Raw genomic sequence first — 24,095 nt, forward strand, 5'->3', positions numbered from 1 at the left:
GACCGCGTTCCGGCGTCCGCCGTCGTGTCCGGAGCGGACCGCGTTCCGGCGTCCGTCGTCGTGTCCGGAGCGGACCGCGTTCCCGCGTCCGCCGTCGCGCGGTACCGCTCCGCCTCGCGCGCCGCCAGCTTGGCGATGTCCGACTCGGTCAGCTCGCCGACCCGGTGGATCTCGCCGGCCGGCACCCAGACGGTGACCGCCTCGGACACCTGTACCCAGGACGACCGTTCCTGGGCCGGGTCCCGGTGGAGGCGCTTCGCGAGGTCCTGCCAGGCCTGGTCCTTGGTGGTGCGCGCCTGGTAGGTCGCGTCGAAGCTCACCAGGTAGCCGCGCTCGACCCACTCGTCGGCGGACACGTCCTTCGCCGTACGCCCGGCGGACGTGCCCTGCGTCTCGGCATAGCTCAGTGAGCCGCCGACATCGCCGCCGACGCTGGTGTGCGCCTCGGGGATCGACGTCAGGGCGCCGCCGCCGAGCTTGCCCCTGACGGCCCACCCCTGCTGGACGTCCGTATCCCGTTCGACCTGCCCGTGTCGCGTGCCGCCGAAGCGGTGCTCCTCGTCGACCGCCACGATCCGCGGGTCACCCAGCCGGGCCGACAGGCCCACGCGTGCGAACAGTTCACGGTTGCCCGCGAGTCCCGCCCGGTTGTGGCTCTGCAGGGGGACGGTGTCCGCGAGTCCCACCACCCGCTCGAGACCGGCCATCCGGGCCGTCGGACCGGTGAAGCTCTCCAGGGCGTCCAGCGCGGCGTTGCGCTCGTTGATCTCGTCCGGCTTCCGCTCCAGCCAGTTCTTGCCCTGGTGCTGGTCGAACCCGGCCGGGGCACTGCCCGTGAGGGGCCGGCGGTAGAACTCCCGCCAGCTCGTCCCGGAAGGTGCGGCCAGCATCCCGGCCAGCGTGCTCTGCAGCCCCGGCACCGGCTTCAGCGAGTCCAGCCGGTAATCGGCCGGCAGGCGTCCCGCGCGCTGGTCGGACTCCGGCGCGATCCCCTCCTGCCACACCGGGGCGGGCGTGTGCTGCGACGGCTCCGCCAGCGGCACCGCGGCACGCTCGGGCACCGCCACCTCGACCCGGCCCTGAATCCTCGGGGACCCGTCGCCCGCGGTGTCCCGCCACCGTTCGACTTCGCCCGGCGCCGACCAGCGGCCACCCACCCGGACCTCGAAGTCGACCGGGAAGTCGAAGCGGTGGACGCCCGTACCGCCGCCCAGCGAACGCTCGGACCCCACCCGCTGCGTCACCTTGTGGGTGTCCACCTGGTTGGCCTTGTACGCGAGCCCGGTGCCCGCGTACTCGACCTCGTCGCCGTCGACGATGTACCCGGACGCCGCCACGCCGACGGAGCTGTCCCGGCGCCTGGTGAGCGAGGTGCTCTGGGCGTGGCTCGCGGAGGTGGAACCGGTCAGCGTCACGTCCGCCGTGCCGCCGGGCACATACCGGCCGTCCGCGGGGCGCAGCACACCGCGGACGAACACGTCCGGGGCACCGCTGGACCACGCGCTCAACGGGAACCGCACGCCGTCCCCGCCGTTCGCCAGCTCCCGCGCGTGCTCCCGCAGGAAGGCGCGCAGCCTCGTCGCTGTGTCGGACAGCTTGGCGGCCTTCAGCAGACCCTCCGCGTCGAGGCGGTGCAGCACCCGGCCGGCGATGTCCTCCACCGTCTGGTCCGCGAGCCGGTACACGGAGTCCAGCCGGTCCGCCACGGTGAACCGGCTCACGCCCGCCGGCTCCTCGACGGCAGCCCGCGGGGCGGCGGACTCCTCCGTCCCGGCGGTGACATCGGTGGACACCGCGTCCTGGGCGTCGTCCGCCGGGGCCGCCGCGTCGTGCTCCCGCGTCCACAGCGTCGCCACACCGCCGTCGACCCGCTCCGCCCGGCCGTCCGGGCCGCCCACACGGACGACGAGGGTGAACTCCGCGCGGCGCTTGCGGACCGGCCCGCTGTACTTCTCCGCCTCGGTGCGCTCGCGCTTGTCGGTGACATCGGTGGTGTTCTTGGTCAGTCCGTAGCGCAGGACGACCGGGCCGACCGTGCCGGTCGCGTGGGTCGTGTTGCCCACGCCCACCGTGACGCCGGCACCCCAGCGCTGGGTGACACCCTGCCCCGAGGTGTTCTCCTCGCTGATCTCGTGGGTGCGGGTGACGCTGCCCTGCGGGTCCGGGACATCCCGTACGACGACATCGTCGGCGATGGCCACCATGACCTGGGTGCGGCCCCAACGGCCCTTGAACGGGAAGGACTTGCGGACCGGCTGCCCGCCGAACAGTTCCGTCGCGTGCTCGGGCAGCCGGTCCAGCCAGGTGTGCAGGTCCCGCGCCACGGGGTCGTTCGCGCGGAACGAGCCGCCCAGCGCGTCCTCCACGGCCTGGAAGACGCCGGGTCCGACGCCGGTGAACTCGGCGTGCAGCACCTCCTCGGTGCGCAGCGGCTCGGTGCCCTCGCTCCGGGTGGCGGTGTTCTCGGCCGGCCTGGGCCAGGCGAGCTGCACCGGTACATGGACGACGTCCTCCTGGACCCGGGCCTTGCTCCACGGCCAGCGGCCGGGTTTGCGCACCGAGACGCGGTACGTCACGTCGTGCCCGGCCTTCGTGACCGGCACCCCGGTCTCGACGACCTTCGTCTTCCTACTGCGCTTGGTCTTCGCGGACAGCTTCGTGTCCCGTACGTTGATCAACCCCGCGATCTTCGCGGAGATCTGCACCCACGGCATGGGGACGCGGGCCGCCGCCGGTTCGAGGGACGGCGGCTGGCGCGTGGCCGACGAACTGCGGTCCTCCACCGCCAGGGTCCGGGCGAAGGTGAAGTCGTCGGTGCCGTACGTCACGCCGTGCGGTGTGCCGAGGCCCACGGCCTCCACGACCACCTGTGGCCCGTGGTTCGCCCGGCCACTGAAGTCGACGATGTGACCGCCGTCCAGGGCGCGGTGGAAGTTCGCCTTGAGCTGCTCGTCCGAGAAGGCGTTGTCGATCAGGGCGTACGTACCGTGCTCGGCGGCGGCGAGCCCGACCATGCGGACGACGGCGGTGCGCACGGCGGAGCCGTCGATGTCGCCGGTCACCTTCGGCTGCTCCGCCCGCGCCCGGTCTCTCAGCTCGGCGGGGCCAAGCGGGTGGTCGCTCCGGCCGAGCACGTCCTCCAGGTCGTCCTCGGCAAACAGGTCGGTCAGCTTCTTGCCACCCGGAGTCGGCTGCGGCAGTCCGGCACCGTCGGTCTCCGGCTCGGTGGGGCCGTCCGGCAGCGTGTCCCACAGGCCGTCATCCCCTCCCTGTCCGGAGCGCGACCGTGTGTCGTCCGTGGCCGACCACATGTCGTCGTCGGCCGACGAGGTGTCGGTCGGCGAGGCTTCGTCTCCGAGTGACGCGTCGAGGGCGGTCAGCCAGGATTCGGACCCGCTCACCTCCGCTTCGGAGCCGTTCTGCCAGGTCAGGGAGCCGATGCTGGAGAGGGAACTGACGGAGGCGGCCGATCTGCCCGGCTCCTGTTCCACCTGGTCCTGCGCGGCGGGGTCCAAGTCCTGCTCATGCGGCGCCTGTGAGGGCCCTTGCGGCGACGAGTCGTCGACCGAGGCCGGCGGGTCCGACACCTCGCCCGCACCACGCGAGGGCTCCACATCGCGCGGCGTCCGCCACGCCTCCGCGAGCTGCGTGTACGTCACCGGTCGGCCCGGTGTCTTGAGCGCGGCGACCAGGTCCATCAGCCGCAGCCGCGCGGCCGGGTCGACCACGTCGTACGGCGCCACGCGGTCCAGGCGACGCACCAGGGCGTTGAGATCGCCGACGGAGACCGGCCGGTCGGAACCGTGCTTCATGACCCGGCGTGCCAGGTCCACGGTGCGGCGCACGGTCGCGAGCCGCTCGACGGTCAGGTGCTCGGGGCCGCCGTACACGTCGCTCGCCACATCGGCCAACCGCCAGAGGTTGAGCCCGCCGTTCACGCCCACCCGCCTGGCGAGCGGCCGCAGGTCGGCGCGCTTCACCACGGGGCGGGAGCCGGACAGCCGCTGGAGAGCGCCTCGCAGCGCGGTGGCGCGGGTCCGTGCCTCGGCCGGGCTCAGGGTGTCCGCGGTGGGGAACTCCGGCGGTGCCTCCTTGGCGACGATCAGTTCGTAGGAGCCGTTCTCCCTCTTCTCGATCGTCCGGCGGGTGATCTTCATCCGGGCCCCGGGCAGCAGCAGGACCTCCCGCTCCTGCGGCTTCGCGGAGAAGGCCGTGATGTCCCGGCCGTAGGTTCCGCTGAGTTCGGCACCGACCAGTACGTGGTGCGTCATGGGCAGGCGGGCCTGGAAGTCCATGAACACCTCGGCCTGATCGCGACGCCGGGCGAAGCTGGAGAAGGCCGCGAAGGAGAGCTCCGATCCGGCGAAGGTCGGGGAGACGAAGCGTCCGATCCCCGAGGTGAGGTCGCCCACGGAACGGGTGCCGCGCCAGGCCGTGCCGAGTGCCGGCGGCAGCTGCGCGAGAGCGTCCACCAGCATCGCGTTGTGAACCGACAGCTCCTCCTCGATACCGGGCAGCAGCGGCTCGACGGCGGCGTAGAGCTGCTTCTTGAACCGCGCCAGCTCCTTGGTCGTCATGGACGTGTGGTCGGTGGCCAGCAGTCCGCTGACGTCCGGGTCGCCCGCCAGCACGCCCGGCACGACCACGCGGTCGTCCTCGAGGTGCTTGTCGAGCAGACGCCGGATCAGGACGCGCAGAGCCGGCCGGGTGCCCGCGGACTTGAACGTGAGCAGCACGTTCATCAGCCTGAAGGCCGGGCCGGTGTAGGTCATCAGGGCGGCGAAGTGGCCGAGGCTGAGCCTCTCCAGCACCTGTTGCGGCGTGGTGTCGTTGTCCCGCAGCCACATCTGCACGTACGGGTTGTGCCGGTCGTCCGGCAGCGGGTCGGCGAGGCGCCGGAAGTCGTTGCGCCGCCGTACGGCCTCCTGCAGCAGAGTCCGCTGCCTTTCGTCGTCCACGAACGACATGCCGGCCTCGCGGAAACCGCCGAGCTCGTGCGGGGTGTTGAGCTTGGACCAGTAGGCGGCCTCGTGCGGCAGCATGCCGTCCTCGCCGACCCGCTCCCGCACCTCGGCAAGCCGCAGCCCCGGAATCGACCGGTACATCCGGGTCGCGTCGTCCAGCGGATTCGCCGCCAGCGACGGCACCACGTCCGCGGTCCTCAGGCCCGCCAGGATCTCGTACAGCGAGTGGTCCTCGGCCGGCAGCAGCCACCCCATCAGCGACAGCGCGAGCCCGTCCGTGTTCCCGCCGGGCACGTTCAGCAGCTTGAAGGCGCTGCCCGTCTTCGCCGCCCGCGCCGACACACCGGTCACGAGCGGTATGCCACGCGCGCCGCGCAGCTCCCGCTTCGACGACGCCGAGTGCTCCAGGTCGTCGTCCGCAGTGAAGAAGCCCCTCTCGAAGGCCTTCACCTTCCCCGGCGTCACCGCGTCCAGCACGTGGTTGATCCGGGTGCGCAGCCCGCCGCGCAGAAACGCCGTCTGTTCCCGCAGCGCCTCCTCGTTCAGGCCCAGCCGCCTCGCTTCCGCCCAGTCCCGGCGCCCCGCGATGTCCAGCAGCGACGACCTGAGCGTCAACGGGGAGTCGTTGAGCCATGCCGCGTTGTGGAACGCGGTCATCAACTCCTGTACGTCGCCCCGCTCCAGCAGAGCCCGCAGACCGTTCGGCGTCACCTCGTCCTTGAAGAAGACCCGCTCGATCTCCTCCCGGCTCCGGTCCGGGTGCGCCTGGGACAGCACGTCGAACAGACGCGACACACTCTCCCGCGCCGACGCCACCGCCCGCGGATGACCGGCCGCGTACGAACCCAGACGCGCCTCGAACTCCTGCGCGCGCTCGGCATACTCCGGATACGCGTACAGGCCCCGCAGCGACCGGTCCGCGCTCTCGGCGACCGGCTCCACCAGATCCACCGCGTCACCGTCGACCACGGTGAAACCACCGGGTACGGCCTCGGTGGCGGCGTCCTGGACGGGTAGCGCCTCCGACTGCCCGGCCGGCGCTTCGGAGGGCTCGACCAGCTCTTGGGACGGCTCGGCCGTAGCCTCGGCAGGCGACTCGACGGGCGCCTGCGAAGGCCCGTGCGGCGACGAGTCGTCGAGTGAGGTCGGCTGGTCGTCGAGGGAGGTCAGCTGGTCGTCAAGTGAGGTCGGCTGGTCGTCGAGTGAGGTTGGTGCGTCCGACGCCTCGCCCGCGATGTGCGCCGTCTCGGCGGCGGCCGGAGTCGTCGTCTGCCACGCCGCCGCGAGACGGGTGTACGTAACCCGCTGTCCCGGCGTCTTCAGCCCCGCGACCAGGTCAAGGAGCCGCAGTCGTGCGACCTCCCCGACCTCGGTGTCCGCACCGTCCAGGCGGCGCACCAGGGCGTCCAGATCCTCGACGAACACCGGTTCGCCGGAGCGGATCCCGACGGCCCGGCGGGCCAGATCCGCGGCCCGGCGTACGGTCGCGAGACGCTCTACGGTCAGCTGCTCGGGGCCGCCGTACACCACACTCGCGAGGCCGGCGAGATGCCAGACGTCCAGCCCGTTCACGGCGCCGATCCGCGCGGCGAGCGGCTTGAGGTCGGCGCGCCTGAGCACGGGCCCGGTGCCGGACAGCCGCCGCAGGACGTCCCTCAGCGCCGCGCCCTCGGCCTGTGCCGGGAACTCCGGCAGCTCCTCGACGGCCTCGATGAGCTCGTACCCTCCGTCCTCGGCCCCGTCGATCAGCCGGGAGGCGATCTTCAGGCGGGCGCCGGGCAGCAGCAGCACCTCCCGCTCGTCCGGATCCTCCGCGAAGGCGGAGATGTCCCGACCCCAGTTCCCGTTGAGTTCGGTACGCAGCAGCACACGGTGGGTCATGGGGAAGACGGTCTGCATTCCCATGAACCACTGCGCCGTGAACTCATCCCGGCTGAAGCTGGAGAACGCCTTGAAGGACACCTCCGAACCGCCGAAGCCGGGCGAGACGAACCGCCCGATGCCCGAGCCGAGGTCGCCCACCGAACGCGTACCGCGCCACACCTCACCGAACGCGGGCGGCAGCAGCGACAGGGCGTCCAGCAGCATCGCGGTGTGGACCGCCATCTCCCGCTGGAGGTCGGGCAGCAGCCTGTCCACGGCCGCTTGAAGCGGTGCCCTCAGCCGCCGCTTGAGCCGACCTCGCTCGTCGTCGCTCATGGCCTCGTGCTCGGTCGAGGCGGGGAGCAGCGCGCGGAGGGACGGGTCGTCCCGCAGCACCGTGGGCAGGTTGTCGCTGGGGTCCTCGAGGTATCGGTCGAGCAACCGCGTGGTCTGGACGCCCAGTGCCAGGCGGGTGCCACCGGACCTGAACGTGAGCAGCACGTTCATCAGCGGGTGCGCATAACCCGTGTAGGCCATGATGGCGACGAAGTGGCTCGGGCCCAGCCGCTCCAGAACCTGACGCGCCGTCATACGGTTCTCGCGAAGCCAGCGCTCAGCCGGCCCCTCCGACTCGCTGTCGCTGTCCAACGGCTCGTCGACCAGGCGCTCGAAGGCCTCCCGGCGTCGCTCGGCGAGCCGCACGGCTCCTTCGCCGGGCTCGCGGAAGCCTCCGTTCTCGGCCGGGTTGACAGCCTTGGCCCAGTAGACGGCCTCGTGCGGCAGCATGCCGTCCTCGCCGACCCGCTCCCGCAGCTCGGCCGGGGACAGTCCAGGAACGGACCGGTACATGCGGACCGCGTCGTCCAGCGGGTTGGTGGCCAGCGACGGCACCACGTCCGCGGTCTTCAGGCCCGCGAGGATCTCGTACAGCGAGTGGTCCTCGGCCGGCAGCATCCACGCCACCAGCGCCAGCGCGAGTCCGTCCGCGTCCCCACCGGGCACGTCGAGCAGTTTGAAGGCGTTGCCCATCTTGGCCGCGTGCGCCGACACACCCGCCACGAGCGGCATACCGCGCTTGACGTGCATCTCCCGGTACAGCGAGGAGTCCTGCCGCACCGCCCAGTTCACCCGGCCGGAAACCACCGCCAGCGGCAGCTCCGGACCCTCCTCACCGTCACGCAGGTCACCGGCACGCGGATCCTCGACGGTCGCCGGCTCCTCCACGATCCGGGTGATTCCGGTGACCGTCCGGCCCTCGGTGCCCTCGGGAGCGCTGTAGTGCACCTCGACACCCAGCACGCCGGGAGCGGCGCGCAGCTCGTCCAGTACCGGCTCGCCCTGCGCGTCGAAGGTGACGTCCGGCAACGGCACCTGCTCGGTGCGGAAGCCCAGCACCTGCAGCGCGACCCGGCTCTCGGGCGCGGCCAGGAACGCCGCCTCCCGCTCGCTCAGCGGAACTCCCCCACGCACCAGGTCACGCGGGGTCCTGGCGACCCGCGGGGCCAGCCGCTCCCCTTCCGGGCGCCAACGCCGGGCCCTGCCCAGGTACTTGCGGGCTTCCCGCTTCCAGGACGCCGACTGCGCCACCACGTTGCCGACGGCGAAGAAGTCCTTCTCGAAGGCCTTGACCTTCCCCGGTGCCACCGCGTTCAGCACCCCGTTGATCCGGGTGCGCAGCCCGCCGCGCAGGAACGCGGCCTGCTCCCGCAACGCCTCCGCGTTCAGGCCCAGTTGCTCCGCCCGGGCCCAGTCCCGGTGCTCGGCGATGTCCAGCAGCAGCGCCCGGAGTGTCAGCGGAGAGTCGCTGTACCAGGCCGCGTTGTAGAACGCGGTCAGCAACTCGCGTACGTTCCCGTCCGCCAGCAGCGCGCGCAGACCGGCCGACCTGGCCCGCTCGCCGACCTGCCCCGCCGAGGCCACCTCGTCCTTGAAGAAGGCCTGCTCGATCTCCTCGCGCCCGCGGTCCGGATGTGCCTGGGACAGCACGTCGAACAGACGCGACACACTCTCCCGCGCCGCAGCCGCCGCACGCGGATGCTTGAACACGTACGACCCCAGGCGCGCCTCGAACTCCTGCGCCTTCCCCGCGTACTTCGGGTCCGCGTACAGCGCCCGCATCGACCGGTCCCCGACCAGGGCGACCGGCTCCACCAGATCCACCGCGTCACCGTGGACGACGGTCAGGACGTTCGGGGCGGACTCCTCCGGGAGCGGCACGGTCTGCTCGGGGAGCGGTGCGGTCTGCTCCGGCAGCGGTGCGGTCTGCTCCGGCAGCGGCGCGGGCTCCTCCGGCAGCGTCGCCGGTTCGGACGAGTCGACCGGCGCTTCGGAGGACTCGGCCCGGTCGGCGGCGGACGGCTCGATCGGCGCCGGCGAGGACCCGTGCCCGGACGAGTCGTCGAGGGAGGCCGGCGGGTCCGACACCTCGCCCGGAACCTGCGCGGGCTCGTGGGAGGCCGGGGCCGTCGACTGCCACACCTCGGCGAGCTGGGGGTACGTCACCCGCTGTCCCGGCGTCTTCAGCGCCGCGAGCAGGCCCAGCAGCCGTAGGGTCGCGGCCGACTCGACCGGAGTGTCGTCCGTGGCACCGTCCAGGCGGCGCACCAGGGACTCCAACTGCTCGACGGCCACCGGACGGTCCGAACCGGGGCTCAGCACCCGGCGGGCCATGTCCGCGGCCCGGCGTATGGTCGCGAGCCGCTGGACCGTGAGGTGTTCCGGGCCGCCGTGGACCTCGGCCGCCAGCCCGGCGAGGTGCCAGACCTGCAAGGTGTTCCGTGCGCCGATCCGGGTGACGAGCGGCTTGAGATCGGCGCGCTTCAGCACGGGCCCGGTGCCGGACAGCCGTTGGAGGGCGTCCCTCAGGGCCACGGCCTGGTCCTGCGTGGCCGGGTTCCCCAGGGTGAGGACGGGGAACTCCGGCAGCTTCTCGACGGCCTCGATCAGCTCGTACGCCTTGAACCCGCTGCCCTCGACCTGGCGGGAGGCGATCCTCATGCCGGCCCCCGGCAGCAGCAGCACCTCTCCCTCGCGCGCCGACTCCGCGAAGGCCGAGATGTCACGGCCCCAGTTCCCCGTGAGCTCGGCACGGATCAGCACGCGGTGGGTCATCGGCAGGCGAGCCGGCAGGTCCAGGAACGAATCCGCCACGCCCTTGAACCGGCTGAAGCTGGAGAACGCCTTGAAGGAGAGCTCCGAGCCGCCGAAGCCGGGCGAGACGAACCGGCCGATGCCCGAGCCGAGGTCGCCCACCGAACGCGTACCGCGCCAGACCACACCCCGCGCGGGCGGCAGCAGCGACAAGGCGTCCAGCACCATCGCCGAGTGGGCCGTCATCTCCCTCTCGATGGCGGGCAGTTGCTGCTCCACGGCGGCCTTGAGCCGCTCCCTGAACTGGGCCAGCTCCTTGCCCGTCATGTTCCCGTGCCGGGTTTCGAGCAGTTCCCGGATGCCCGGGAAGGAGCCCAGCACGGGTGGCAGGCTCCGCTGGCCCGGCCGGCCGAGGTACTTGGCCACCATGCGCCTGACCAGGATGCGCAACGCCAGGCGGCTGCCCGTGGACTTGAACGTGAGCAGCACGTTCATCAGTGGGTAGGCCATGCCCGTGTAGGCCATGAGGGCGGCGAAGTGGGCCGGGCTCAGCCGCTCCAGCAGCTGCCGCGCCGTCATGCCGTTGTCCATCAGCCACTGGCGGGCCTGCGCTTCGGCGGACGACTCGGCCGGCGATCGGTCGGCCACGGCCTGGAAGGCACTCCGGCGCCGCTCGGCAAGCCTCAGCCGGTCGGTGTCAGGCACGGCGAAGCCGCCGTTCTCGGCCCGGGTGACGACCTTCGACCAGTAGGCGGCCTCATGGGGCAGCATGCCGTCCTCGCCCGCCTGCTCCCGCAGTTCGGAGAGCCGCATCCCGGGGATCGAGCGGTACATCGCCGCCGCGTCGTCCAGCGAGTTCCCGGCCGGCGACGGCAGCACGTCCGCCGTCCGCAGACCGGCCAGCACCTCGTACAGCGAGTTGTCCCGCGTCGTCAGCAGCCAGCCGACCAGAGCCAGCGCCAGACCCTCCGCGTCCGTCCCCTCCACGTTGAGCAGTCTGAACGCGTTCCCGATCCGTGCCGCCGTCACCGAGACACCCGCGGCCAGCGGCATGCCCCGCTCATCGTGCAGCTCCCGGAACCGCGTGGAGCCGGGTTCGATCGCCCGTCCGTCCAGATCCGACAGCGCACTCTGCGGCAACTCCGGCCCCCGGTCGCGCAGCGCCCGCACGTCCAGGCCCAGGCGCTCCGCCCCGGGCCAGTCACCGGAGTCGGCGAGGCCGCGCATCAGCGGCTTCAGGGCCAGCGGCGCATCGTTGAACACCGCCGCGTGGGAGAACGCCGCCATCAACTCCGGCACGCTGCCCTGCTCCAGCAGTTCGCGGAGGTCGGGCACCTGCGTGTCGTCCGTGAAGAAGACCTTGGTGATCTCCTGCTGGCCACGGTCCGCGTGTGCCCGCGTCAGCACGTCGAGCAGGCGGCTCACGCTCTGCCGTGCCGCTGCCAGAGCCCGGGGGTGGCCGGCTGCGAGCGTCCCCAGCCTCGCTTCGAACTCCTGCGCCTTTTGGAAGTACTCCGGATCCGCGTACAGCGCCCGCAGGGAGCCGCCGACGGCCGCCGCACTCAGGACGGGCGCCAGCGTGTCCGTCCCGACCTCGTCGAACCCGGCGTCCACGTCCGGCTCAAAAACGGCGTCCGGCACGAGCTCGTCGTCCGGACCCGGACCGAATTCCTCCGACTCGCCCTGCGACACCACCTCGTCCTCGGTGTGCCAGGACCCGACGTCGGTCAGCCCGGCCTGGGATTCGTGGTCCAAGGACGGAGCCGCGTCCGACTCCACGTCGGACCGGGTGTCGTGGACCTCGGTGCCGTCGGTGAGTCGCCAACTGTCCTCACCCACCGATGCGATGTCGCCGTCGGCCGGTTCGTCCGTGTGCTGGTCGGCCCGGTTCTCCGCCTCGCTGCTCGACTGCCACGCTGCCGCGAGCTGGTCGTAGCTGATCCGCCGGCCCGGCGTCTTCAGAGCGGCCATCAGGTCGAGCAGCCGCAGCCCCGCACCCGGCGCGACCGGAGCATCCTCGGCGGCTCCGTCCAGGCGGCGCGTCAGAGCGTTCAGGTGCTCGACCGTGACCGGCTCGCCGGAGCCGAGCCTCAGCGCCCTGCGGGCGAGATCCGCCGTACGGCGCACGGTCGTCAGGCGCTCGATGGTCAGGTGCTCGACGCCCCCGTGCACCTCGTCCGCGAGACCGGCGAGGTACCAGGCCTGGAGGGCGTCGGCCGCGCCGATCCTCGTGGCCAGCGGCCTGAGATCACCGCGCTTGCGTACCGGTGCGCCGGACATCCTCCGCAGGCCGTTCTTCAGCGCCGCGACCCGCGCCTGCGCCGCGACCGGGTTCTCCACGCCGGGGAGCGGGAATTCCGGCAACTCCTCGACTGCCTCGATCAGTTCGTACGTGAGGACGTCCGAGTTGAGGTCGGAGTTCGCGTTCGGGTTGCGTTCCTCGACGATCCGACGAGAGGTGATCTTCATGCGGGACCCGGGGAGCAGCAGGATCTCCTGCTCGATCGGGTTCGCCGAGAAGACCGAGATGTCCCGGCCCCGGTTGCCGGTGAGCCGTACGTGGATGAGCACCGGGTGGGTCATCGGCAGGCGGAGCGGAATCCCGAGGAACATCCGCCCCACGCCGTCGTCCCGGCTGAAGCTGGCGAACGAGCCGAAGGAGAGTTCCGAGCCGCCGAAGCCGGGCGAGATGTACCGGCCGATCCCCGAGTGCAGGTCGCCCACGGAGCGCGTACCGCGCCACGCCTCACCGATGGCCGGCGGCAACTGGGCCAGGGCGTCCCGCACCATCGCGGTGTGGACCGCCATCTCCTTCTCGATGATGGGCAGCATCGGCTCGGCGGCGGCGTAGAGCCGCTTCTTGAGGTCGGCCTTCTGCTCGGGTGTCGTGGCCTGACCCGCGGTGAGGAGCAACTCACGGATGGCAGGCTCGTGCCGCAGCGAGGGCGGCACGACCGGGAGTTCGGCGCCGTCCAGTGGCTTGTCGAGAAGCCGCCTGACCTGGGTGCGCAGCGCTGTCCGGGTGCCCGCCGACTTGAACGTGAGCAGCACGTTGATCAGTGGGAAGGCCGGACCGGTGTAGGTGATGAGGGCGGCGAAATGGCCCGGGCTCAGCCGATCCAGCACCTGCTGGGCCGTCATGCCGTTGTCCTGCAGCCACTGCTCGATGTCCAGCTCGATCAGGCTCAGGCCGCGCTCCGTGTCGTCCAGACGCTCGAAGATTCTGCGGCGCCCCTCGGCGTCCCGCAGCGCGTGCTCGCCGGGTTCCCGCAGGCGTTCGCCCTGGTCCGGCGTGGTCAGCCTGGACCAGTAGACGGACTCGTGCGGCAGCATGCCGTCCGTGCTCACCCGGGCGCGCAGGTCCGCGAGACCCACGCCGGGGATCGACCGGTACATCGCCGCCGCGTCGTCCAACGGGTGCTCGGTCAGCGACGGCACCACGTCCGCCGTGCGCAGACCGGCGAGCACCTCGTGCAGCGAGTGCTCCTGGAGCGGGAGCAGCCAGCCCAGCAGCGGCAGCGCCAGGCCCTCCGCGTCCGCTTCCGCGACGTTCAGCAGTTTGAGGGCGTTCCCGACCTTCGCCGCCGTCGCCGAGACACCCGCGCCGTGCAGGATGCCCCGTGAGTCCGTCTCGCGTCGCGCCTGGTCGACGACCGCGTCCAGCGGTAGCTCCGGACCTTCCTCACCCGGGGCCAGGTCGCCGGCGCGCGGGTTCTCGATGACCGCGGGCTCCTCGACGATCCGGGTGATGGCGGTGACCGTCCGGCCCTGGGCGCCCTCGGGTGCGCTGTAGTGCACCTCGACGCCCAGCACGCCGGGAGCGGCGCGCAGGTCGTCCAGCGCCGGCGCGCCCTGGTCGTCGAAGGCGACGTCGTCGAGCGGAACCTGCTCGACGCGGAAGCCCAGCACGTGCAGAGCTGCCGGATCCGCCGCCAGGATCGCCTCGCGCACGCTCGGTTTGGCACCGGAGCGGGTGTACCGGGCCGCCTCCTGCCGCCACGACGACTGCGCCACCACGTTGCCGAGAGCGAAGAAGTCGTATCCGAACGCGGCCGCGCGCCCCGGTGCCACCCGGCTCAGCACCGCGTGCATCCGCGACCGCAGACCGCCCCGCAGGAACGCTGCCTGTTCCCGCAGCGCCTCGACGTCCAGGCCCAGCCGCCCTGCCTCCGCCTCGGCCTGCGCCCGGTCCCCGCGGTCCGCGAGCCCGAGCAACAGCGACCTGAACGTCAATGGCGACTCGCTGCCGAACGCCGCGTGGGCGAACGCCGTCATCAGCTCCCGCACATTGCCGCGCTCCAGCAGATCCCGCAGCGTGGACAGCCTCGAACCATCCGTGAGGAAGACCCGCTCGATCTCCTCCCGGCTGCGGGCCGGATGCGCCTGGGACAGCACGTCGTGGAGACGCTCGACGCTCTGCCGCGCCATCGCCGTCGCGCGCGGGTCGTTCAGCGCGAACGAACCCAGTCGTGTCTCGAACTCCCGCGCCCGCGCGGCGTACGACGCGTCCGCGTACAGCACCCGCAGGGCACGGTCCCCGGCGGGCGTCTCCCTGGCCGCGACGGCGTGCAGCAGGCCCGCCGCGCCGAGAGCCGCCCCTCCGGCGAGGGTCTGCAGCACACCGGTACCGGCACCTTCGCCGTCTGCTGCGGCGTGGCCCTCCGGGGCGGGCTCGTGCGCCTCCGGGGCGGGGGCCTGCGCCTCCGTGGTGGGGTCCGCCATCGGCTCGTCGGTCCACGCCGACTCCGTGTCGGTGTCCGAGTCGAGGCTCGGCAAGTCCTCGGGCAGGCTCTCGGGCAGGTCCTCGGGCAGGTTCTCGGCCAAGTCCTCGGGCAGGACCTGGGCCAGGTTCTCGGCCAAGTCCTCGGGCAGGACCTGGGCCAGGCTCTCGGGCAGGTTCTCGGCCAGGCTCCCCGGCAGGTCTTCCGCCAGGTCCTCGGCCATGGGTGCCTCTTCGGCTGCTGTGACGTCCGGGTCCGTGAGGTCCTGTCCGTCGGCCGTCCCCGCGTCGGACCCGAGGTCCCAGGCCTCCGGCCTCGGACCGGCCTCGGATCCCAGGACCGAGGGCACCGGGCTGCCCGGCTCCGAGGCAAGGTCCTCGGAGGGCGCATGGCTGCCGGGCGCCGCCTCCGTGTCGGGCACCGCCACAGGAGCCGGCGCCGCCTCCATGTCGGGCACCGCCACAGGAGCCGGCGCCGCCTCCATGTCAGGCTCCGCCACGGGAGCCTGCGTCAGCGTGCCGGAACCGGGCGCCTCCAGGACCTGCTCGTCCTCGCTGTGCCCCGGGTCCGCCTCGACCAACTGCGGCTGCTCGTCCCCGGATTCGGCGTCGGATACGGAGCCGGATTCGGACCGGGATTCGGAGTCGATGTCGTCCGGCGGGACCAGGGGCTGCTCGACCGTCTGCCGCTCGGCCGCGTTCTCCGTCGCCTCAGGCGTCCGCCACGCGGTCACGAGCCGGGCGTAGCTGACAGGTTGCCCCGGTGTCTTCAGTTGGGCGATCAGGTCGAGCAGCCGCATCCGTGAGGCCTGGCTGACCCGGGTGTGCTCCTCGGAGCCGTCCAGGCGGCGCACCAGGTCGTCCAGGTGCTCCACCGTGACCGGCCGGCCGGAGGCCGGCTTCAGGACCCGGCGGGCCAGGTCCGCCGCGCGGCGCACGGTCGCCAGGCGCTCGACGGTCAGGTGCTCGGCGCCGCCGTGGACCTCACGGGCCAGGAGGGCCGTGCGCCAGGTGTGCAGGCCGCCGTCCGCACCGATGCGCCTGGCGAGCGGTCGGAGATCGGCGCGCCGGGTGATCGGGCCGGATCCGGACAGTCGTCGCAGGGCGTTCCGCAGCTCCGCGGCCCGGGTCTGTGCGGCGTACGGATCTTCGAGGTCGTCGACCGGGAACTCCGGCAGGTGCTCGCGGGCCTCGACCAGCTCGTACTTGGTGATGCCGTCCTCGAGGCCGAACCTCGGGTGCTCCTCGCCCTCCTGCGGCTCCGGAACCTCGACGATCTGACGAGAGGTGATGGTCATCCGGGCCCCGGGGAGCAGCAGCACCTCGGTCTCGTCCGGGTTGTTCACGAAGGCCGAGATGTCCCGGCCGGAGTTCCCGGTGAGTTCGGTACGGATCAGCACGGGGCGGGTCATGGGCAGGCGGCGCTGCCGGCCGAGGAAGAAGTGCCCGATGTAGTCCGCGTGGGCGAAGCTGGTGAAGGCCGGGAAGGTGAGCTCGGAGCCGCCGAGTCCGGCGAGCAACCGGCCCGTCGGCGAGTCGAGGTCGCCCACGAAACGGGTCCCGCGCCAGGCCTCGCCGACCGTGGGCGGAATCTGCGCGAGGGCCTCCCGCAGCATCGCGGTGTGGATCGCGAGTTCCTTCTCGATGCGGGGCAGCAGCGGCTCCAGGGCGGCGTACAGCTGCTTCTTGAGCGCCGCCTTCTCCGCGGACGGCATGTCCTCGCGCACCCTCTCCAGGAGGCTGCTGACGGCCGGGTCGCCGGTCAGCACGCGCGGCAGCGGGTAGTCCTTGCCTTCGGAGTCGACGCGCGCGTCGATGCCACTGCGGGCCTGGACGCGCAGCGCCGTCCGGGTGGCACCGGAAGGGAAGGTGAGCAGCACGTTCATCAGCGGGTGCACGAACCCGCTGTAGATCATGAGGGCGGCGAAGTGGGCGGGGCTCAGCCGGTCCAGCACCTGACGCGCCGTCATGCCGTGCCGCAGCAGCCAGGATTCGGCGTACGACCGCCGCTCCGGGTCCACGTGGAACCCGCGGTCGAGGAGGCGCTCGAAGTCCGCTCGGCGCTGCTCGGCCTTCCTCAGCTTGCCCCGGCCGGGCTCGCGGAAGCCGCCCTGGTCGGCGGGCATGGCGAACTTGGAGACGTAGACGGCCTCGTGGGGCAGCATGCCGTCTTCAGCGGCGTGCTCCCGCAGCTCCGCGACCCGGACGCCCGGGACCGACCGGTACATCCGCGAGGCGTCGTCCAGCGGGTTCCCGGCCAGCGAGGGCACCACGTCCGCCGTCTGCAGGCCGGAGAGGATCTCGTACAGGGAGTGGTCCTGGACCGGCAGCATCCATCCCAGCAGGGACAGCGTGAGGCCGTCCGGGTCCCCTCCCGGCGCGTTCAGCAGCTTGAAGGCGTTGCCGATCTTCGCGGCCGTACCCGAGATGCCCGCGACCAGCGGCATGCCCTGCTTGTCGTGCCTGCCGCGGTACAGCGAGGAACCGGGAAGCATCGACCATTGGGCCCGGCCCGACACGACGGGCAGCGGCAGTTCCGGGCCCTTCTCGCCCGGTGCCAGGTCGCCGGCGCGCGGGTTCTCGATGACCGCGGGCTCCGCGATGATCCGGGTGATGCCGGTGACCGTCCGGCTCTCGGTGCTCTCGGGAGCGCTGTAGTGCACCTCGACGCCGAGCACGCCGGGAGCGGCGCGCAGCTCGTCCAGGACCGGCGCACCCTGCCCGTCGAAGACGACGTTCTCCAGCGGAACCCGCTCGGTGCGGAAACCCATCACCCCGAGCGCGAAGGGGTTCGCCGCCAGGAAGGCCGCCTCGCGCTCGCTCAGCGGAACGCCCAACCGCGCCCACTCGCGCGGCGTCCTGGCGATGTCCGCCGCCAGCCGCTCGTTCCACGGACGCAGTGCTCGTGACGCGCTCAGGTACTTGGGCAGCTCACGCTTCCACGACGCCGACTGCGCGGCCACGTTCCCGATCGCGAAGAAGTCCTTGTTGAACGCCGTCTCCCTGCCCGGCGCGACCCGGCTCAGCAGGCTGTGCATCCGGGAGCGCAGCGCGCCCCGCAGGAACGACGCCTGTTCCCGCACCGCCTGGACGTCCAGCCCGAGACGCTCCGCCTCCGCCCAGTCGCGGCGGTCGGCGATCCGCAGCAGCAGTGACTTCAACGTGTGCGGCGATTCCTTGAAGAACGCGGCGTTGAAGAACGCCGTCATCAGCTCCCGGACATTGCCCCGCTCCAGCAGTTCCTGAAGGGCGGACGACGGCGTACGGTCACCGAGCTGACCTGCCGAGGTCACGTCGTGGCTGAAGAAGACCGAGGCGATCTCGTCCCGCCCGAGGTCCGGCGCCGCCTTCGTCAGCACCTCGAAGAGGCGCCTGGTGCTCTTCCGCGCAGTCTCCAGCGCCTGCGGATGGTTGAACGCGTACGCACCGAGCCGCGTCTCGAACCCCTCCGCCCTCGCGAAGTACGACGGATCCGTGTACAGCGCCCGCAGGGCACGGTTCTGGCCGGGGGCGAGCGGTTCCAGCGGGTCCGGCTCGGCCCGGGACACCGATGCCGTACCGACCTCCCACAGCCCGGGATCGAGCGGATCCCCGTCAGGCGCCTGTTCCTGTACGACGTCCGGGGCCGGCTGGATCTCGATCGCGCCCGCGTTGTCCGCGCTGTCCGCATCGCCCGTTCCGTGCGCGTTGTTTGCGTTGTTTGCGGCCTCCTCCGGAACCTCCGGGGTGTCGACGTGGTCCTGGCCGGCCACCTCCGCGGTGCCCTGCCCGCCGCTCGGCTCGACGTCCTCGGAGACGACGCCGTCGGCCTGCTGCTCCGCCGCGTCGGGCGTCTGCCAGGCCTGTGCGAGCTGGGCGTACGTGACGGGCCGGCCCGGCGTCTTGAGCCCGGCGACCAGGTCGAGCAGCCGCTGCCGCTCCTCCAGTGTGACCGGGCCATCGGCGGCGGCGCCCCGCAGCCGGCGCACCACGGCGTCCACATGCTCGCCGGTCACCGGCTCGTCCGCGCCGAGCCTCAGGGCCCGGCGGGTCACGTCCGCCGCGCGGCGCACGGTCGTCAGTCCCTCGACGGTCAGGTGCGCCAGGCCTCCGAACGCCTGGGCGGCCAGACCGGCCAGGCGCCACACCTGCAGTCCGTTCGGCGCGCCGGTCAGCCTGGCCAGCGACCCCAGGCCGCTGTGGGTCGCGATCGCACCGGCGCCGCTCAGCGAAAGAAGGGCGTGGCGCAGCTCGGCGGCCTGGTCATCGGACACGGCCGGGTTGCCGAGGGTGGCCGGAGAGAGGTCCGGCTGCTTCTCGACGACGCCGATCTCCTCGTACAGCAGGCCGTCGTGGCCCCAGACCCGCCGGGAGGTGACCTTCAGCCGGGCCCCGGGCAGGAAGAGCAGCTCCTGCTCGTGCGGGGTCGCCGAGAAGGCGGAGATGTCCCGGGCCCAGTTGCCGCTGAGCTCGGCCCGGACCAGCACGGGGTGGGTCAGGGGCAGGCGAGCCGGCCTGCTCAGGAAGTCCAGTGCCAGCTTCTCCTGTCGGCTGAAGCTGGCGAACGCGCTGAAGGAGAGCTCCGAGCCGCCGAAACCGGGCGAGACGAACCGGCCGATCCCCGACTTCAGGTCGCCCACGGAACGTGTGCCGCGCCAAGCCTCGCCGGTCGCGGGCGGCAGCTGCGCGAGGGCTTCCAGCATCATCGCCGAGTGGGCCGCCATCTCCTTCTCGATGGCGGGGAGCGCCCGGTCGGCGGCGGCGTGGATCCGTGCCTTGAGGCGTGCCTTCTCCCAGGACGACATGTCCGGGCGATGAGCGCGGAACAGGTCGCCGACGTCCTGGTACGACTCCAGGGCGGGCGGCACGATCCAGGACGAGCCGGTGAACGCCTTGTCGAGGATCGCCCTGACCTGGACGCGCAATGCCACGCGCGTGCCGCCCGAGCCGTGCGTGAGCAGCACGTTCATCAGCGGGAACGCCGCGACGGTGTAGGCGACGAGGGCGGCGAAGTGCGCCGGGCTCAGCCGCTCCAGCACCTCCTGCGCCGACATGCCGTTGTCCCGGACCCAGCGTTCGGCCTCCGACGGCAGCATCGAGGCGCGGCCCTTCGGCCGCTCGGCGAGCTCCTGGAACTCCCTGCGGCGCGTCTGTGCCGCGCGCAGGTCTTCGCCGGGCGAGTTGAAGCCGCCGTTCTCGGGCGAAATGGAGACCCTGGCCATGTAGGCCGCCTCGTGCGGCAGCATGCCGTCCTCGCCCGCCTGCTCGCGCAGCTCCCCGAGCCGCACGCCCGGGACGGAACGGTACATCTGCGCCGCGTCGTCCAGCGGCCGGCCGGCCAGCGACGGCACGACGTCCGCCTTCTGAAGGCCCGCCATGACCTCGTACAGCGAGTGCTCCTGCCCCGGCAACATCCAGCCGACGAGCGCCAGCGCCAGGCCGTCGACGTCCGCACCGGGCGGGTCCAGCAGCCGGAAGGCGTTGCCCAGCCGCGCCGCGGTCCCGGACACGCCCCCGACCAGCGGCATACCCCGCTTGTCGTGCATCTCGCGGTAGAGCGGGGAACGCGGGTCGACCTCGGTCCTGGGCTCGCCGGTGACCAGGCTCGGCAGCAGCTCCGGGCCCTGCTCGCCGAGGAAGAAGTCCCTCGCGGAGGCCGTGGCCCTGGCCGGATCCACCCGGCCCATCAGCTCCCGCACACGGGAGCGCAGTCCGCCCGGCCGCTCCCGCAGGAACGACGTCTGCTCCCGCAGGGTCGCGGCGTCCAGGCGCAGATCCTCCGCCCGCGCCCAGTCGCCGGAGTCGGCGATGTCCCGCAGCAGCGAACGCAGCGTCAGGGGCGAGTCGGTGGCGAGGGCGGCACGGGTGAAGGCCGTCATCAACTCGTCGACGCCGCCCTGCTCCAGCAGGTCGCGCAGTCCGGTCGTGGCGGCGTCGCCCGTGAAGACCCGCGCGATCTCCTCCGCGGTGGCGACGTCCCGGTGCGCGTCGAGCAACACCTCGTACAGACGGCTCACGGCCTGCCGTGCCGCGGTCTGCGCCCGGGGGTGCTCGGCGGCGAACGCGCCCAGCCGCGACTCGAAGGCCTGGGCCTTCGGGAAGTACCGCGCGTCCTTGTAGAGCACCCGCATCCACCGGTGCCCACCGGCCACCGGGGCGGCCACCGGGGCGGCCGTCGTCGGCGCCGGAGACGTCACGGTGTCGCCGACCGGAGAGGCGACGGCTTCCGACGCCGGGGTGTGTGGCTCCGCCACGACCGGGGACGCCTTGAACGACGTCAGCTCCGTTGGAGCGTCCGACTCCTCGTCGGACGCGTCCTCCTCGTCCGTCGGCTCGGGATGTGCCGTCTCCTCGGAGGCCGAGAGGCCCGAGGGCGAGGCGAAGACCTTCGTCGACCCGAAGGGCGATGACTTGGGGAAGGACGCCAACTCCGAGACGGCATCGCCCTCTTCGTCGGACAGCCCCTCATCGTCCGAATCGGCCTCCTCCTCGTTCGCCGACTCGGCATGCGACATCGCCACAGGTGACAGCTTGGGGAAGGACGTCAACTCCGAGACGAGGTCCCCCTCTTCGTCGGACAGCCCCTCATCGTCGGAGAGCAACTCTTGGCCGGCCGGCAACTCCTCGTCGGCCGGTTGCGTCACCTGCGTGTCCGGGGCCGGTGCGTCCAGGGAGCGCGACATGCCGAGCGTGTCGAAGTGGTGGACGCGGTCGCTGCCCGCGTCCGTCACGGTGAACCCGTCGTCCAGCCGCTCCTGCGACGAGGGCGTGGGCTGCTCCAGCCAGATGTCGAAGAGGGCAGCGAGGGGGCCGTGCAGCTTGCGCCGCGCGACGACCCCGTCCGTGCCCGGCAGGAGGTCGGTGCGTACGCGGAGCCGGGACAGTCCGCCGATCCCGTCGCCCCGCAGCGGGACCTCCAGCGCGCGCACCTCGGCGTTGGCGTCGAGGTGCCACTCCAGCACCGCCCCGTCGGGCCCGTCGGCCGCGGGCATCCGCACCGTGAGGCCGCCGTCGGAACCGGAGACGGTCGCCACCCCGGGCACGTCCGCCAGCGGCATGCCGTCGGGATCGGCCAGGCGGGCCCCGCCGTCCACGCCGGCCTGTGAGGACAACCGCAGCAGCCGGTCCGTGCCCGGCAACCGCACCGTACGGAACTGGAACTGCCCGGCCGCCGAGAGGTGCAGCATGCCCGCCGGGAGCCCCGCGACCCTGAAACCGCTGTCCGCACGCGGCGTCACGACCACGCCGGGCAGGGGCACTCCCTCCCGGTCCACCAGGACGGGGCGCAGCGAATCCCTCAACTGGATGCCGGTACCGGCGAGTTCGGCGATCCTGTCGACGCCGGAGAGCCGGATCCCCTCGACGGTCGCGTCCTCGGAGATCTCGGGGACCGCGTCCAGCATCGGGCGGAACGCGGCAGGCCTGCTCGTGGCGGGCGGCGCGGCGACGACCGGTGCGTTCGCGGGCCGCTGCGCCATGAGTTCGACGTCCACCGCCGTCTCCGGCTGTCCGGCCGGCTCCCCGGTCCCCGTGACGAACGGCCACGCGTCACCGCTGCGCCCCGCTACGACCTCCCGGCCCGTCTCCGGATCGGTGTGGACGTCCTTGTAGCCGGAACGGATCCAGTTCCAGCGCCGCGTACCGGAGAGCAGCTCGGTGCCGTCGGCGTCGAAACGGGTCCAGGTCCAGGTGCCGTCGGCGCCCTGCTGGGCACGGACCACGCCGCCGTCGGCCGTCGGACGGTAGGTCCGTACGTCGAGGAGGTTCATCCGCGGCAGGCGGCTGGTGCGCGTGTCGTGGAAGGTCCGCGTCCTGGCGTTCTGGGTGCGCCTGCCGTGCGCGACCTGGTTCCCGGCCGGGTCGAACTCGGTCCAGCGAAGCTTGCCGGCGTCGTCCCGGTCGATGTGCAGGACGTGCCCACCGGGCAGCTGCTCCTGCTCGAAGAGGACGACACCGGGCTGGTCGGGGCCGGTCAGGCGCAGCGCGCCGGTGGGGGACGTACCGACCGTGGCGAAGCCGCGCGGGCCCGCCACCCGGGTACCGAAGGCGCCGAGGCGGGACGCCGTGCCGGTCGTGTGGTCGATCCGCCAGTGCTCGCCGGTCGGGACGCCCGCCCGCCCTCGAATGGCGACGGTCGTCTCCTGAAGCGCGCCGTGCTGCTGGTAGACCCGGTGCTCCAGCGGCCGGCGGTCCGACGCGTCCCGCCGTACGGCGATCCGCCCGGACCCGAGCGGGACGGCCCGCACGGTGTCGTCCCGTCGGCCCGCGGTGTCGAGGAAGCCGGGCTCGGTGGTCCCGGGCAGCCCCACCTCGAAGTGCAGGGATCCGGTCCCGTCGGAGAGCCGGACCGTGCGGCCGTTGTGGACACCCTCCGCGGTGAAGTACCACGTCGTCCCGTTCCCGTCGGCGATGCCGAAGGCGCCGTCCACGCCCTCGGGGATCTCCGTGGCCGGCGTGAAACGGTCCGCGACGCGGGCAGCGTCGGCGAAATCGACGCTCCCCCCGGTGAACGCGACCTTGACTCCCTCCAGTTCGGCGGGAATGTCGCGGGCGACACTGCCGAGGAACACCTCGTGGTACGTCTGCTCCCCGTTGTCGCCGAAGCCCCAACGCAGCCCCGTGGGGAGGTGCGTGACCTGGAGGACGGCCCCGCCGAGCGCCTCGCGCGGAGTGGGGACGACGGCGTACGCACCGATCGTCACCGTACGTACGGACGACCCCGGATCCCCGTCGGTGACCCGCTGGAGCCGCTCCGCCAAGGGCAGCTGACGGTACTTGTTCAGGGCGCGCTGAGCTTCGAGCTTGAGGCGCCTGCGGCCCCGGGCCATCGCGTCCACGACGTTCGGCTGGATCAGGTTCCGCGACCAGCCCGCACGCTCCAGCGCCTGGACGATCTCGGGTGCGACCTCCTCGATCCGCCCCACCGGGCGCACGTCGAAGTCGTCCTTCGGGAAGTGCCTCCCGAAGTCATCCTCGATCCGGTCCATGAGCTCCTGGACACCCGACAGATCGGCACCGTCACCCGGCCGGACCCCGTCGACCGCGGTCAGCGCCTCGGCGAGGACCGCCTCGAACACCTCACGCCGGTCCACCGGGTCGAACGTCGGCAGGGGGTGATCCCGTACGACGGGACCGGAGTCGATGACGCCCTCGATGATCTCCAGGTAGCGCCTGGGCACGTCCGTGCCCGGGACCGTACTGATGTCGGCCATGATGCCGGTGCCGGCGGTCTTCTCGGGGGCGTTGCGGAACACCGACTCCGGGTCGCCGTAGGTGTCCGGCAGGCCGACGAAGTGTGCCAGCTCGTGCAGGCCCATCAGATCGTTGTGGATCTGCCGCGTCCGCAGCTCCGCCGGTTCGAGCGCCGGGTCCTCCGACTGCAGGCGGAAGTTGAGCTGGTCCGACCGCTCGGGGACGTCCGCCATGCTCAGCTCGATGGCCTCCTGGCTGCCGGAGACGGAAGTCAGCTGCAGACCGAT

Annotated in this window: 1 pseudogene (running past one end of the window); it reads right to left on the reverse strand. The window is 72.3% G+C overall.

Annotated features, from left to right (window positions below):
• A pseudogene (locus ACI2L1_RS33850) lies at positions 1 to 24,095 on the reverse strand (hypothetical protein); its annotated part runs 24,969 nt beyond the window's last position; the annotation flags it as partial.

The sequence above is a fragment of the Streptomyces sp. NPDC019531 genome, assembly GCF_044903305.1.
Taxonomy (GTDB): Bacteria; Actinomycetota; Actinomycetes; order Streptomycetales; family Streptomycetaceae; genus Streptomyces.